This window comes from Mucilaginibacter sp. GW821-FHT07H05, from assembly GCF_059418485.1.
Map to the genome: position 1 here is coordinate 345376 of NZ_JBWKPY010000008.1, position 17079 is coordinate 362454.

9 protein-coding genes are annotated in these 17079 nt (G+C 41.5%); all 9 read left to right on the forward strand.

From position 1 onward, the window contains the following. The first annotated feature begins 33 nt into the window (after positions 1-33). Positions 34-1398, forward strand: a complete 1365-nt coding sequence (locus AC07M6_RS21760; RefSeq protein ID WP_494893121.1) for a polysaccharide pyruvyl transferase family protein — start codon at positions 34-36, stop codon at positions 1396-1398. Positions 1399-1605: 207 nt separating this feature from the next. Then, on the forward strand, positions 1606-4800 hold the full coding sequence (locus AC07M6_RS21765; RefSeq protein WP_494893123.1) for a SusC/RagA family TonB-linked outer membrane protein: 3195 nt from the start codon (positions 1606-1608) through the stop codon (positions 4798-4800). 13 nt (positions 4801-4813) lie between these two features. After that, positions 4814-6427 (forward strand): RagB/SusD family nutrient uptake outer membrane protein, encoded by a 1614-nt coding sequence (locus AC07M6_RS21770; protein ID WP_494893125.1) that lies wholly within the window; start codon positions 4814-4816, stop codon positions 6425-6427. 14 nt (positions 6428-6441) lie between these two features. After that, the gene (locus tag AC07M6_RS21775; protein WP_494893127.1) at positions 6442-7404 is read left to right on the forward strand and encodes a DUF5017 domain-containing protein; all 963 of its coding nucleotides are present in this window, start codon (positions 6442-6444) and stop codon (positions 7402-7404) included. A 50-nt stretch (positions 7405-7454) separates the two neighbouring features. After that, positions 7455-8696, forward strand: coding sequence for an MFS transporter (locus tag AC07M6_RS21780; RefSeq protein WP_494893129.1), 1242 nt, complete (start codon positions 7455-7457; stop codon positions 8694-8696). 47 nt (positions 8697-8743) lie between these two features. Next, a complete protein-coding gene (locus tag AC07M6_RS21785; RefSeq protein ID WP_494893131.1) occupies positions 8744-10045 on the forward strand; it encodes an alginate lyase family protein in 1302 nt (433 codons plus the stop codon). A 105-nt stretch (positions 10046-10150) separates the two neighbouring features. Further along, the gene (locus AC07M6_RS21790) at positions 10151-13303 is read left to right on the forward strand and encodes a glycoside hydrolase family 2 TIM barrel-domain containing protein (RefSeq protein WP_494893133.1); all 3153 of its coding nucleotides are present in this window, start codon (positions 10151-10153) and stop codon (positions 13301-13303) included. Positions 13304-13332: 29 nt separating this feature from the next. Then, positions 13333-15267: an ulvan lysase-like protein gene (locus tag AC07M6_RS21795; protein ID WP_494893135.1), complete on the forward strand. Its 1935-nt coding sequence runs from the start codon at positions 13333-13335 to the stop codon at positions 15265-15267. 52 nt (positions 15268-15319) lie between these two features. Further along, positions 15320-16900 (forward strand): hypothetical protein, encoded by a 1581-nt coding sequence (locus AC07M6_RS21800; protein ID WP_494893136.1) that lies wholly within the window; start codon positions 15320-15322, stop codon positions 16898-16900. The last annotated feature ends 179 nt before the right edge of the window (positions 16901-17079 follow it).

Below are 17079 nucleotides of genomic sequence, written 5' to 3' on the forward strand. Positions count from 1 at the left end.
TTAATTGTCAATAAATTATAAGAGAATTGATTCATGATATACAAACGAAGAAAGTTTTTAGAAAATACAGGGAAACTGATTGCTGGAAGCATGTTGTTACCAGTGAACGGAATGGCTGAGACCATTTTGACAGAGACGCCACAAAATAATATACCTGCGAAGTTAAAAGGAAAAAACATTCTATTAAGGTCAGGTTGGCAAACGTCAAATATCGGTGACATAGGCCATACGCCCGGGACATTGCATGTGCTGGAACAATTTATCCCAAATGCCCAGGTCACACTTTGGGCAGTTAATGTTAATAATGAAATCGAGCAGATGTTGCTTCGCCGGTTCCCAAAACTTACCATCATCCGTGGCTCACTTTCGGGCGGAAAAGATGATAGTCTCGGCGATCCGGTAATTGTAGATGCGATCCGGGACACAGATTTCTTTATTTACAATTCAGGTATGCATTTTAATTTCGGACTCTTCAACTACGACTGGAATGGTGTTGTGAAAGGAGTATTATCCTGCCTCAATGCGTGCCAGTCTTTTAATAAGCCGTACGGCTTATATGGGCAGTCATTTGATAAATTCGCTCCACCTTCACATTTTGTATTCAAACCTGTATTAGACAAGGCGGCCTTTATTTATTGCAGGGACAGTGTTTCCCTGGCCTATCTTAAACAGCATGATATCAAGGCTCCTATTATGGAATTTGGCCCGGACGGATGTTTTGGAATAGATGTTTTCGATGAAAAAAGAGCTATGAACTACTTATCGTCTGAAAATTTGGCTGACGGAAGTTTTATGGCTTTGGTCATCCGCAGCTACACACCTAAATTGGAGGCAACCGCAGCAACTAATGATGTGCAAAGTCCTGCTAAAGCGACCCCGGAACAGATAGAACTTGATAAAAATCGTTATCAGAAAGTTAACGCCCTTGTGACTACTTGGGTGCGCCAGACGAAGAAAAAGGTTTTGCTTGCCCCAGAGGTGGATAAGGAAATCAAGGCGGTAAAAGAGTTAGTATACGATCAACAGCCTAATGATGTAAAACCTTACCTGATCCATCGCACGACCTTTTGGAATGCAGATGAGGCGCTCTCCGTCTATAAAAGAGCAGCACTTGTCATCGGTATTGAACCTCACTCTTTGATTATGGCATTGACCGTAGGGGTTCCTATTCTTCACCTCTGTCCTTTTAACTTCGGAAATAAAGGATGGATGTTCCGTGACATTGGATTACGCGAATGGCTTTTCGACATTGATAAGGATGATTCGTCTCGTATGGTAACGGCTATGATAGATATTCATCAGCACCCGGATACTGCGCGTGACAAGGTAAAAAAAGCAATGGAATTTGTTAGAAGCACTCAAGCAAAAGAGGCAAAAGCCATTGCCAACTTGCTTTAACAATCTAACCAACCCAAAATAGACCAATTCAAAACGTTACACCCAATTATAATATGAGAACAGAATTTTTGCATGGGCCATAAAAAGACATTGTCACTGAATAAATGACAATAACATCCTTGAGCAAGATGCGCCGCTTGGTGTGAGGCAATGCCTTGCTTAGAATATGAAATAAATAAACCAATTATAAACATTTCTTGATTTTATATGAGAAGACTTTACAAAGCCGCTTCGTCACGAAGTTTATTGCCACTCCATAAGCGCGCAACCTTTTATGGCTTTTTAATCTTGCTATTGTCGCCTATTATTGCGTTTTCGCAAAATAAGATCAGCGGCACTGTTAAAGATACTACTAACATTACTTTACCCGGAGTAACGGTAACTGCCGAGTATGAAGGCAAAAAAACCGTAACAATTACTGATAACGATGGTAAATTTTCATTAAGCGTTGTGCCGGGAACCGTATTGATTTTTACGTCAACGGGTTATCAAAGTTTTCGTCAAACTGTTGATACCAAAAGTACTTACAATATCGTAATGAAACCTCAGCAATCTCAACTAAATGAGGTTGTCGTGATCGGTTATGGCTCAACAACAAAAAGGGATCTGACAGGATCGGTATCAAAGGCACCGATCGAGGATATGCAGAAAGCTCCGGTTCGCTCGTTTGATGAGGCTTTGGCTGGGCGTATTGCCGGTGTGAATGTATCTTCCGTAGATGGACAACCGGGTTCAGCTATTAACATTGTTATCCGAGGAGCTAATTCGGTTACCCAAAGCAACGCTCCGTTATACGTAGTAGACGGATTTCCGCTTGAAGACGCGAATAACAATTCAATTAACCCTCAGGATATTCAGTCCATCGAGGTGCTTAAAGATGCTTCGGCAACGGCAATTTATGGTGCACGGGGAGCCAACGGTGTCATCATGATCACTACTAAAAAGGGGAAGAAAGGCCCTCCGTCCATTTCGGTCAGCACATCAACCGGGTTACAAGAAACCATCAAACGGATGGAATTAATGAGCCCGTATGAATTTGTAAAATACCAATTTGAAAGAGATTCTATCGTTGCTCGAACAACTTATCTCACTGGCGGAAAAACGCTTGATTCCTATAGAAATGTACCTGAAGTTGATTGGCAGTCGCAAATGTTCCAAAAAGCTCCTATTACAAATTCTTCCTTATCTATCAGTGGTGGAGACGACAAAACTAAATACTATATTTCAGGCAATTTAATAAGCCAAGACGGAGTCATTATTAATTCAGGGTATAAACGATACCAGGGCAGAATAGCGCTTGATCAAAATATAAGCGCTAAACTAAGAACAGGGATCAACGTTAATTATTCTTATCTGCAGCAGACAGGAATATCTCCTTCGAGCAGCACCGGCAATGCAACAACCGCCGCTTTATATAGCGTTTGGGGATATCGAAATTTTACCACTTCCGGTTCTCCAGAACTACAAGATCAGTTATTTGATCCTGCAATTGACCCCACGCAAGATTATCGAATCAATCCGGTTATTAACCAGCAGCACTTGTTACGGCAGAATAATAATACAAGCACTATCGTAAATGCTTATGCGGAATATTCCATTTTACCTAACCTTAAATTACGTGTTACCGGTGGTATCACGAGCGGAATCACCCAGATCAATCAATTTAACGATACCCTCACCATTTATGGCAGCCCTAAAACCGCAGTTGGGGCAACAAATGGTGTCAATGGCTCTGTAAATAATCTTAAAACGAGTACATGGATAAATGAGAATACATTAAGTTACGTTCAACATTTTGGTAATAATCACACTTTAAATTTGTTAGGAGGTTTTTCAGAATCTGGAAATCACACATCTTCTTTTGGTGCAAGCGCAACTCAAGTACCCAACGCATCTTTGGGAATAAGCGGTTTGGATGAGGGTACACCGCAAAAAATCAACTCTACAACTTCGTCATGGAATCTGGCTTCTTTTCTGGCACGAGCTGAATACAACTTTAAATCAAAATATTTCCTTACGATGGGTTTTCGGGCTGATGGCTCATCAAAATTCGTAACAGGTAACCGATGGGGGTATTTCCCGTCCGGCGCATTTGCCTGGCGATTTGCCGAAGAGAATTTTATTGATAAGCTGAATATATTTTCTGATGGTAAACTTCGGGTTAGCTATGGCGTTACCGGTAATAATCGTGTTGAAGATTTCGGGTACTTATCTTCCATCGGCGTTGCGGCTAATCCACAGGGATATACATTTAATAATGTAACTTCATCAGGTGCAATAGTAAATAACTTTGGTAACAACGGCCTAAAATGGGAAACAACTGCTCAAACCGATATTGGTTTAGATGTGGGTTTTCTCAAAAATCGAATAAGCTTATCTGCAGATATCTACCGTAAAAAAACAACAAACTTATTGTTGCTGGCCAATTTGCCCTTGTCACTGGGATATTCCCAAGCTTATCGGAACATTGGCAGTGTGCAAAATCAAGGTTTAGAACTCACTGTAAGCACAATCAATGTTAAAACGAAATCTTTCACATGGAAAAGTGACTTCAATATTTCCTTCAATGCTAATAAGTTACTTGCATTAACCGAAAATCAGACCTACCTAACATCTTTTACGGCTTTTGATTCCGGCTTTCGCAACATCCCATCCTACGTTGCACAGGTAGGTAACAGTCTTGGTATGATGTACGGTTACATTTGGGATGGTGTCTATCAATATTCAGATTTTACCAAAACGACAACCGGTGCCTATCGTTTAAAGGACAATGTTGCGGGTAACGGAAACCTTCGAACTGCAATTCAGCCCGGTGATATTAAGTTTCGGGACCTTAACAGCGATTTAAATATCGACGCAAATGATTACACCGTAATTGGTCGCGGCCTTCCGATTCATACCGGTGGTTTCAGCAATGATTTTACTTATCAAAACTTTGATTTAAATCTTTTCTTTCAATGGTCGTACGGCAATGATATCATGAATGCAAATCGGTTCATTTTTGAAGGGAATATGTTTAATAAAAATAATTTAAATCAATTTGCCAGTTACGAAGATCGTTGGTCGCCCACAAATGCCAGCTCAACCAACTTTCGGGCAGGATTTGGAGGCTTCGGTCCTTCTACTCCTACCGGAGCCAACTCCAGGGTCATAGAAGACGGTTCTTATCTGAGATTAAAAACAGTGTCTTTAGGATATCGACTTCCAGCAAGCTTACTGAAAAAATTAAACATAAAAAGCGCAAGATTTTACTTATCCGGACAGAATTTATTGACGTGGACGAAATATACAGGTATGGATCCGGAAGTAAGTATTTACAATTCGGTATTGACCCCGGGTGTTGATTATTCTGCTTATCCGCGTGCTAAAACATTGACTTTGGGAGCAAGTGTTAATTTTTAAACAAAAACATTATATGAAACCAATAATTATGGCAACGATGGTAATGCTACTAGCACTTACATCATGCAAGAAATTCTTAGATAAAAATCCGACCGACTTTGTTCAGCCGGCTAATTATTACAATAATGAAACAGATTTAAAACTGGCACTCGCAGGATGTTATGACCCTTTGGGGGATGTTAATTATATCTATGGAAGCGCAATCTGGTTCCGACTTGGAATTTGCACCGACGAAGCTTTTTATCCATTTAGCTCCAATGCGTTCTCCGCGCCAATGTTTTATCAATTTGATAATACTAACGAGTTCATTACGGGCCTTTGGCAGAAGTGCTATGTGGGAATTGAACGATCGAATCTATTGATTGCTAATATTGGACAGGCTACGATTAGTGAGGACAAGCGCCAGGTTATTTTAGGGGAGGCATTATTTCTCAGGGCTTACTATCATTTCTTGCTTGTAAGCAATTACGGAGATGTTCCTTTAAAACTTACGCCCACAGAAAACGTCAATAGCGTTAATATCCCGCGAAATTCTGTCAAAGAAGTATATCAGCAAATATTAACTGATATGCAATCGGCAGAGCAGAAAGTTAGCACTATAACAACTTTGGGTAGTTCGAGCCACATCAGTAAGACCGCTGTTGAAGGGATCTTAGCCAGAGTATGTTTATATATGGCAGGCAATCCGCTTAAAGATGTTTCTAAATATGCTGATGCTTTAAGTTGGGCTAAAAAGGTGGTTGCCAATGGCGAAAATGATCTATTGACTACCTATAATGCTTCTTTGACTAATTCGGCTTATAGTCAGATTTTTATTAACGAAGCACAAGATATTTATAACATCAAGGAATGCATGTGGGAAATAGATTTCAATGCTAACGGTGGTAATTCTGCTTATGCTGAATATGGCCAACTTGGATCAATTAATGGAATTGCCTGTACGAATATAGATACCGGCTATGCCTCTGCCAATGTGCGTTCAACAATAAAACTCTACAATTCTTATGCTGCGAGCGATAAACGCAGAGATTGGGTAATAGCGCCCTTCACCTTTGTAACTACAGGAACTACACTTACAAGATCTCCATACGCTGCCACTAATATTATCGGTCGCGCATGCGGAAAATGGAGACGTTTTTACGAACCAGCTCCAAAAATCAAGCTTTACACCGGGCAAAATTTCCCGGTGCTTCGCTATTCCGATGTCTTGCTGATGTTAGCTGAAGCAGAAAATGAGGTTAACGGCCCCACCACCACAGCTTATGACGCCATCAATAAAGTACGGAGAAGAGCATACGGTTTGCCGATAATTACCGCTAGCTCCGTGGCCGATTTAGCAAGCGGATTATCAAAAGATCAATTTCGCAAGGCTATTATGGATGAACGGGCGAGAGAACTTTGTTTCGAAGGATTGCGCAAACCTGATTTGATTCGTTGGGGAGTTTTTAAGCAAACTATGCTGGATATGGTGACAGAGATTAATGCGTCCAATGCTACAGCTGCTAATAAAGCATTATGGTCGTTAGGTTATGTAACAGCATCGTCTTCCGACAAATTTCTCTTGTTGCCTATTCCATCTACAGAAATAAGCGTAAACAAATCAATGACACAAAATCCAGGCTGGTAATAATTAAAAAAAATATGAATAAGTTATATATATATTGGGGGATGGCACTAATTATAATTGGGGCCGGATGTAAAAAGGACTTCAGTAATCGTTCGGGCAACTTTGAGGTAAGCACAGCGAAAACAAATGTCGCCGTGGGAGATACTGTTGTTTTTAATATTAGCGGATACCCGGACATACTGAGCTTCTATTCCGGCGAGGTAGGTAAGCGCTATGCATTCATTAACAGAAGTACTGCTGATGGTAAGCCCGTGTTGAAGTTTAGAACAACCAGGGCAAATGGTAATCAGGCAAACTCATTAGCTCTTTTAATTACAACAGATTTTCCGGGAGTGGCAGGTGTCGATACTGCGTCAACGCTAAAAAACATTACCTCAACTAAGTGGATAGATATTACAAGCAGAGCCGTTTTATCCACAGGAGGAACATCAGCTGTGGCCTCGGGGGAAGTCAATCTGTCGGATTTTGCGGCGCTGAACAAACCTGTTTATCTGGCTTATAAGTACACCGCACAAGTTGGATCAGTTCAAAGTAAATGGACTATTGATTCTTTTACCATTAACAATATACTCAGTGATTCAACAAGTTATGTAATTGCTAATTTATCTGCGGACAACACGACATACACTAACTATGGTGTTGCTTCATTCAGCCCTGGATTTGTAAAATATGTAGTTGCCGGACCTTATAACTGGGTGGTAACCAATGGGACATCGCTCGTAATTACCGGGGCTACAAGTACCGCCACTGCAACTTCCGCTGCGGAGGCGTGGACAATTATCGGCCCGATTGACTTGAAAAAGGTATCACCGGACGTTGGTACCGCTATCAGCACTATTGGATCGGGATTCTCGGACATCCGATATACTTACCGGTATACCGTTCCAGGTACTTACACAGTTACTTTCGCAGGGGGCACAGTAAATAAAAAGGAAAACAGAACCAGCACCCAAAACATACAAGTTATAGTTCGGTAATAACTGTTTTGAAAATTGTGCAAAAGCCGATAAAAGCAAAATAATATATAATGAACTCCAAGTATGAAAAGTCAGATTTAGGCCTGCTGTTATCGTTGCCTGTTGTTGTCGCAGCGCTCGGTTATTTTGTAGACATTTATGACTTGTTGCTGTTTAGTATCGTTCGAATACCCAGTCTGAAAAGTATGGGCGTAAAGGACAACGAATTATCCACAATCGGGGCGGCCATTTTGAACTGGCAAATGACCGGCTTGCTTTTGGGCGGCATTTTGTGGGGGATTTCAGCAGATAAAAAAGGTCGATTGTCCGTGTTATTTGCTTCCATATTAACTTATTCGATTGCTAACATTGCTTGTGGTTTTGTTCATTCACCCGAAATATACAAATTACTACGCTTCATCGCAGGCGTAGGCTTGGCCGGCGAACTTGGTGTAGGAATAACGCTTGTTTCCGAAACGCTCCCTATAAAACTTCGTCCTTTAGGGACTTCGCTTGTCGCCGGAATCGGGTTATTAGGAGCGATATTCGCATACTTGTCAGTAGAGCTTTTTGAAAGCTGGAGAGCCGCATACTTTATAGGCGGAGGTTTAGGAATCTTACTTCTATTGCTCAGAGTCAAAATTTTCGAACCGGAAATTTTCTCAAAAACGATAAAAAATAACATTGCAGGCAGAGGGAAATTTTTAATGTTTTTTGAAACCCGACAACGTTTCTCTCTATATCTGAAATGTATTTGCATTGGACTGCCGACATGGTTTGTTATCGGCATTCTTACAACTTTCGCAAATGAATTTGGTCAAGCTTCCGGAATAGCTGAAGAAATTCAACCTGGGCAGGCCGTTATGTGGTGCTATGTTGGATTGGCCGCAGGTGATTTTCTTAGCGGTTTTATAAGCTATGCCCTCCGTTCCAGAAAAAAAACTGTAGCAATCATGATGGTCTTTACAGTTATCGGAACTTCGGTTTATCTATCCGGACACGTACATAGCTCGTTCATTTTTTACATGCTTTGTGCATTGATGGGTCTCGGGATCGGTTATTGGGCCATGTTTGTTACCATTTGTGCTGAGCAATTTGGGACAAATCTCCGGGCCACAGCTGCCACCACACTACCAAATATGGTCAGAGGTACTGTCGTGCTTATGACATCATTATATGGCCTAGCAAAACCACTTGTCGGAGTTTCAATATCAGCAATGATTGTTGAGATACTGTCTTTTATCCCCGCCATTTATGCAATACTGACAATTCCTGAAACCCATGGCAAGGACCTTGATTTTTTTGAACAATGAAATAATAAATGACCTATTAAAAATTTACGCCATTATATCTGATTCTTATGTATAAAATAGATTTCTTCAAATTATCGCTACTATCTGCTGTATTCGTTTTTTGTTTGACTTCATCAGGAATGGCCAGCAAAAGCAGCCCCGTTGAACCTGAGCTGATCACCATGGATTATTCAAGCATGGTAAAAATCCGTGAAGCCATTCGCAAACATGAATCCGGATATGAAGCAGCTTGCCAAAAGCTCCTGAAAACGGCGGATTCTGTACTTCGAGTGGCGCCCGAGGCAGTTACAGATGGTGACCTGCCACCAACAAAAGACAAACATGACTTTTATTGCATAGGAAAGTTCTCGTGGCCTAATCCCAAAACTCCCGATGGTCTTCCCTATATCAGGGGGGACGGCAAATTCAATCAGGAAGCATTTGGCGATAGGTATGATATGACCCGATTCGAGAAGACCATTTCACGGGTAAACACCCTTTGCCTGGCCTGGTTCTATTCGCAAAATGAGCGCTATGCGATAAAAGCAAAACAATTGCTCAATGTATGGTTCCTAGATCCGGCCACCGCGATGAATCCCAATATGAATTGCGCATCAGCTCTGCCCGGGGTTTACAACGGCATGAAGATCGGCATCATTTTCACCGTAGTGATGATCAAAATGACCGATCATCTCCAACTGTTAAGACTTTCTCCTTCATGGGATGAGAAAACGAACGAAGGAATAAAACATTGGTTTACTCAGTATATTGATTGGCTGGAAAATAGCCAATTCGGAAAAGATGAAGTTAAGGCTCCAGATAATCATGGCTGCTGGTATGACTCCCAGGTTGCGGCCTATTCGCTATTCGTCGGCGATAAAAGTAATGCAAAAGCACTATTTGACCGGGCCAAGTTACGCGTTGACGGACAGATCGCATCGGATGGAAGCCTCACCTGGGAATTAAAGCGTGCAGAGGCTTTTCACTATACTATTTATGGAATAAGTGGAATGGCTACTATGGCCCGATGTCTGGACGTCATGGGCTATGATCTATGGAACTATCAATCAGCTGATGGAAGAAGTATACAGTTGATTTACCATTTCATCAGCCCCTATATTCTTGATCAGAAAAAATGGGATCATGCAGGTGTTGATGAATTATCTATCAGAGCGGAGATCGTTGATAAGATTGCAAAAAAAAATACGGGTGTTAAAAAGGCTTCCTCCAGTGAAAGAGAATTTATGCAAACCGTAATCTGGGCTAACCAGAAATATCATAAACAGGAATTGACTGATATGATATCTTACTTGCAACAAGATTATCTAAAAGAAAAATCCATTGACAAATTATATGTTCTAATCGAATAATGGGCAGGGCGAAGTCAAAGTTTTCAAATTGCGTCTGCGTATCTTAAATTCTTTGGAATAACATAACTATTCTATCACCGGTAATCCACACCATAATTAAAAAAAATGTTCAATATCAGGCTAATATTTCTTTTTTATATAATAATCATAGTGCTGTCTCCCGTTACTGTTTCCGGGCAGGCGTCTTTGCACCCAGGCATCGATTACCCTGCCGAAATCGAGAACCCCGAACTATTGGGGATCAACAAAGAACCTTATCACGCGGTCTTAATGCCTTATGGCAGTTTAAAGGAAGCACTCACCGCTAACAGGCATGCCTCTTCATTTTGCCAAAGTCTGAACGGTCAGTGGAAATTTCACTGGGTACCCAGCCCCGAACAGCGTCCGACAGATTTTTTTAAGCCGGGATACAATGTTTCTGATTGGAAAGAAATTAAAGTACCTTCTAACTGGGAAGTACAAGGTTATGGCACCCCATTTTATCGAAACTACGGCTACACGATCAAAAAAGATTTCCCGCATGTTATGAGCGAACCCGATCCCCGCTATACTGCTTTTAGGGAACGTAATCCAGTGGGTAGTTACCGGCGAGATTTTACGATACCAGGGGGATGGGAAAAACGCAGGGTGTTTTTAACTTTTGACGGTGTTGACAATGCTTTTTTTGTTTGGATAAACGGCCAAAAAGTTGGATTTAGCGTGAACAGCCGTAATGCTGCCGAATTCGATATCTCATCCTATTTGAAAGAAGGCAATAATACACTGGCAGTTGAGGTTTACCAGTACAGTTCGGGTACATGGCTGGAAGACCAGGATATGTGGCGTTTGCATGGTATTTTCAGAAATGTGACCTTATGGAGTACTCCGCAAACGCATATTCGGGATTTTTTTATCCAACAAAGCTTGGATGAGCAATACGCAGATGCCACTGTAACAGTTTCTGCAAAAGTCAAGAATTACAGCGAAAAGCCGGGCGGAGTTGCTGTGCTTAGAGCAACATTATATGACGAAAACGGCAAACTTGTTGCACAGGAAAGTGTGCAGGGACATAAGTTATCGGGAAAAACTGAAGAAGCGCTGGCTATCAGTTTAAATGTTAAGCGCCCCGCCAAATGGACCGCCGAAACTCCTTATCTGTACACCATGGTCATATCTGACTCAGAGGGAGAGATTCTTTCATCAAAAGTCGGTTTTCGAAAGCTGGAAATTAAGGGCCGGGTATTTATGGTCAATGGCATTCCAATAAAACTCAAAGGTGTTAACCGCCATGAGCATTGGTCGGATGCGGGTCATGCCATAACAGAAGAACAAATGATTAAGGATATTCAGGTTATCAAACGAGGAAACTGTAATCATGTGCGCACCTGTCACTATTCCGACGATCCCCGATGGTATGAATTATGCGACGAATATGGAATTTGGTTGGTGGCGGAAGCGAATGTGGAAGATCATGGCTATGGAACGCGTTTCGACGAAGAACCCCTAATGAAGGCCGCCATAATTGACCGTAACGTGGCGAATGTGGAAAATTTCAAAAATCATCCCTCAGTTATCATTTGGTCCTTGGGTAACGAGTCCGGTATTGGAGGAACTAATTTTAAAGCGGCAATGGCTGCGGTAAAAACCATAGATCCTTCACGTTTTGTCCATTATGAGCGTTTTGGTATTGGTCCAAACAACCCCGCAGATTTGGATGGTAAAATGTATGGCACGGCGGAGGAATATCTTAAAATTGCGAATCAGACTGATTTGACTAAACCTTTTTACATCTGTGAATTCGTTCATGCCATGTTCAATTCTATGGGTTCGTTAAAAAGTTATTCAGACCTTTTTGATCACAACTCGGCAATTTTAGGCGGAGCTATTTGGGAATTCCAGGACCAGGGCTTATGGAATAGAAGGGATCCCAAACATCCAATTTTAGCTTATGGCGGAGGTTTTGGGGAATACCCGAATGATAACTACTTTATTCATAAGGGCGTGGTGTCATGGAACCGAAGCAACGACAAACCTCATTATGGAGAAATGAAAAAAGCTTTTCAGTGGATCGGACTAACGTTAAGCAATCCCGCAAAACATAAAATTGACATTCAAAATAAATATCAATTCATTTCGCTGGATGACTTCGATGGCGCCTGGACTTTATCAGAAAATGGTAAGGTAATCGAAAAAGGGACGATAGTCCTGCCTCAAGTCGCACCTTTTGCCAAAAGCTCGGTCACCATACCTTATTCAGTAAGTTCACCAAAACCTGGTGCGGATTATTATCTGCGCGTTTCCTTTACACAGAAAAGAAAAACGCTATGGGCGGAAAAAGGATTTGAGGTTGCTTCAGAGCAGTTCAAGCTACCTGTGAAAATCGCTCAGAATATGGCACCAAAGGTTTTTGCGAAGGTTCAACTGATTGAAGGCAAGCAATTTTATAAAATAAAAGGCGGGACGTTTGAAGTTGATTTTGATAGGACTACAGGATTTATCTATCAAATAAAAAATGGAAATACCGATCTGTTGAGTAATGAAGCAGAGCCCCAGCTACACTTATGGCGTGCCCCACACCGTAATGACGATATGTGGGCATATAACACATGGACAAAGTATGGCATTACGGGTTTGAAGTTTAAGCTGACAGATATCCAGGCGCAGAAATTAGATAACTCTGTCATCAAAATAACCAGTAAGACTAAGGCAGAGGGAAAGGATGGTTTCGGCGTAAGTCACACAGCTGTCTACCTGATTAAGGGAGATGGCAGTATATCGGTAGACAATGATGTTCGTTTCGACGGACCAAGGATCAATTTGGGCCGGATCGGAATTCGCTGGTTTTTGAACAAAGCACTTGACCATATGACCTATTACGGACGTGGCCCGGTTGAAAACTATGACGACCGTATGGATGCCGCTGACGTGGGCTTGTATAGATTAGCTGTGGATCACCAATATGAGTACGAGAAACCAATGGAATACGGTAATCACCAGGATGTTAGATGGATCAAATTATCCGGAGATCATGTTCCTTCATTTTCTATCGAAGCTGATAAAAATTTGATGCAGGTTTCCGCCTTGCCTCATTCCGATGAACAAATGCAACCTGTAGAATATAAAATAGATCTTCCGAAAAGTTCATCTACCATATTATGTGCTTCAACCAAGACACTTGGAGTGGGTTCTGCAAGCTGCGGACCTGAGCCATTGGCCCCTTACAAAGTATGGTCAGACCGGACTCATTTTTTTTATGTAATCAAGCTTTTAAAAAGATAAAACTACCTGTATTTCATCTTTAGATCGGTATGAACAGCTATAAAACGCGACGGGAATTTATTAAGATTGGAAGTTTTGCTGCCGGGGGCTTGCTGCTGGCCGGCTCTGCTTCCGGCACTGAAACCGGCCCTGAAATTACGGAAGCCGTATCAGGAGTATTACCGCAAAATCAGCATGATCTACACGTTTCAGCTTTAAACCTATTAAAAAAATGGGGAAAAGGTTTGCTAGCTCACCAACTTAAGGATGCTCAATTGATAGGCAGTTATGGCGCTTTGCTCTGCCCAGCCTGTGCGGCAATTCATGGTCGTTGTGGAGATGCAATCCTTCCGTTAATGTATTTAGCGCATCAAACCGGTGATCCGAAATACAAAGATGCGGCCCTGCGCTTGTTCGACTGGATGGAGAACACCGTAAGCATGGCCGATGGATCGTGGTTAAACGAAGTTAACCTCAACGATTGGAAAGGTATATCTGTTTTCACTACTGTAATGCTTAGCGAAACACTTATCCACTTCGGGAAATTACTTAACGCAGAGACAAAACAAAAATGGGATGACCGTCTCCGCAGAGGCGCCGAATTTCTCGATCACTATTTTACAATTAATACAGGTACAATCAATTACCCGTTAACCTGTTGTTATGCGCTCGCTTTAGCTGGAACTTACTTTAAAGAGCAAAAATTCCTGGATAAGGCGAAGTCGCTGATGAACGAAGCGATGGAGCGTTTTACGCCGAACGACCAATTCATTTTTGGCGAGGGGCACCCCCTTCATGAGCCGACTTCCGGAGGCTGCTACGCGGTGGATTTAGGATATAATGTGGAGGAGTCTTTACAATCAATAGTTTTTTACGCCGAGCTTGTAGGCAACGAGAAGTTACTTAGTGTAGCACTTAAATCCATGAAGACGCACACCCGTTTTATGTTACCGGACGGTGCATGGGACAATAGCTGGGGCACCCGGAATTTTAAATGGACTTATTGGGGAAGCCGAACCAGTGATGGCTGTCAACCGGCATTTGCATTAATGGCACGTTTTGAACCGTCCTTTTACCACGTTGCGCTAATGAATACCCGGTTGATGGATGAATGCACCCATCAAAATTTGTTGTATGGGGGACCACATTATCTGCAAGCTAATATATTGCCTTGTATCCATCATACTTTTTCTCACGGCAAGGCTCTTGCTCTGTTATTACTCAAAACGAACCCTCCGGCGACGCTGCCTGATAAAGCGGCTCAAAATGAAGATAGCGTGGAGTCATTTCAGGATATTAAAACTTGGTTGATTCGCAAAGGCCCCTGGCGTGCAACGGTCACGGCATTTGACGAAGAGTACATAATGAAATCCGGACACGCCAGCGGAGGAGCAATTAGCATGCTATGGCACAAGATGACAGGTCCCATATTGGTTGCCAGCATGACTACCTACCAGTTAGTCGAAAATTTAAATCAGCAACCTGACCGGGATCCCTATTCGATGAGTTTGACGCCACGTTTGGAAATGAATGTTCAAAATAGACTCTATACTAATGTACATGATTTGAAAGCAGTGGTAACCTATAAAAAAGATACCGACAGCATAATATTTTCGTCCCGATCAATATTGGTAGATGAGAATCAGTTAGCACCTCAATCTCATACAATTCGCTGCCTTATGGAATATGGGTTTACAAATGATCAATTTACTTTAATAGCTGAATGCTCTCCCAATATTGGTACTCCAGTAAATTTGATGCTGCCGCTCGTCGCCGCAGCAGACGAGTCTTTGCAAATTTTGTCTTCTAAAACTCTACAAATTAAGAAATCAAAGGGTATTCTGCGAGTAGAAACTAGCGAACCATTTAAAATTGAACCGACCAACAATGGTAGGATATTCAATTATGTGCCCGGCTTGCAGGCGATACCGCTTTCATTTCAAAGTAACAAGACGCAAGTAAATATTACAATTTTTAACTATTGATAAAAAATTCTTTCAACAAATTAGATTATTACTCACTAAATCCATTAAAGCTATGAAACAACTTATTTTTCCTGCTATTTACGCTATAGCAGTTATAGTGTGTTCCTGTACAAAACCGATTGACGCTAATTTAGAGAGAGCCCATTTAGAGAGTGCTAACGCGTCTACTACATTGGTAGCAAACTCTACAAGTACTGATGGTTACATAATTAATACGGATTCGGTTATCGCCGATCTAACCAATATTGGTGTCGGGTTAGCCGTGAATCACTATACCGAGGCGAACAGTGTTGTCCGTTCAAATTCATTTAAAGATGTCGTGATTCAGATGAAGTTAAAATCTCTTCGTTGGCCTGAAGGCGAATGGGGTGAAACATTGTTATGGTCACAACCGCCCTATACAGCTCCAAATCCTACAGCTACGATGTGGGGAAATATTTGGCCTTTCAGTAGTCCACTCTACTTCGATCAAACGACCTACAAGCCTACAGATCATCTAAATTTTGATGATTTCATGATGTTATGTCAACAAACGGGTACAGAACCGTTTGTAATCGTTCCAATCGATGCTGTGAAAAAACCTGATTTGGCTACATGGTATGTTTCAGAAGCCCAGACGATAGAAAGTGCTGTTCAAATGGTACATTACGCGAAGCTCAAGGATTATCATTTAAAGTATTATGAAATTGGCAATGAAAACGATTTGACAGTTAAAGGCGGATCTTCCGCAGTAAAATGGACAGGACAGGAATATGCTGACTTTGTAATTAAAATATCGCGTCTGATGAAAGCAGAAGACCCGACCATTAAAATCGGAGTCAACGGAACAGTGAGCATGTCATGGTGGAAAACTGTAATACAGACGGCAAACGCCGATATTGACTATATAATTACCCATCAATACATTCCAAAAGAATCATTGAGCGGAGGTACAGGCAATTGGTATGATAATTATAGAAACAGAATGGCTAGTGGTGTAAGTCTTTTGGAAAATGTAAATCGCGCAGTCAAGGCTATCCACGATTATGGTACACCGGCCGATCAGTCACGACTAAGAATAGCGATTACAGAAACAAGTTCATACTGTCCAGGTGCAACGGCCAGCAGTCCATATCCCGACCTGAATTGTTTTGGCTCTGCCCTAATTGCCTATGAAATGATGCGAGACATGTTAAAAACGGATAAGATCATTACATTAGACTTTTGGGCATCACATTACGGTAATGTAAATACAGTTAGAAACGCGCTAAGCCCCAACAATGGACTTTTGCCGACTGGTAAGGTGGTAAGATTAATGGCCGAATCAATCCTTCCTAAAATGATAAAAGTCAAAACTTCATTATCATACGTGCCAGATACAAATGTGGATGTGTCAGCTTATTATGACCCTGCGCTTGGACAATTGAATATAATAGTAGTAAACAGAGACAGCTTAACAAAAACCGTTAATGCAGCTTTACCATCAAATTATTCCTCTAAAACTTGTCAAAAGGCCATACGTTTTAAAGGTACATCACCAACAGATACAGACCCAACTTATCTTGCAATAGGAAATGTGACCACCAGTGCCAGCGGAATGCTAAGCATAAGCCTACCCGCATATTCCATTTCGCATTATGCTTTTAAAATTTAATTGTTTTTCTCAAGACGCTATCCGATAAGAATAATAGCCTTGAAAGTTGTCTGAGATTCACCTGAAGGAAAAGAATAGGAAAATTAAGTAATCATAGATGGTTTCTAATTGAAATTTCAACCGGGCTAAACGATGATGTCAACAAGGAGAATAGGTCGTAAAAGTCTTATAAACAAGTA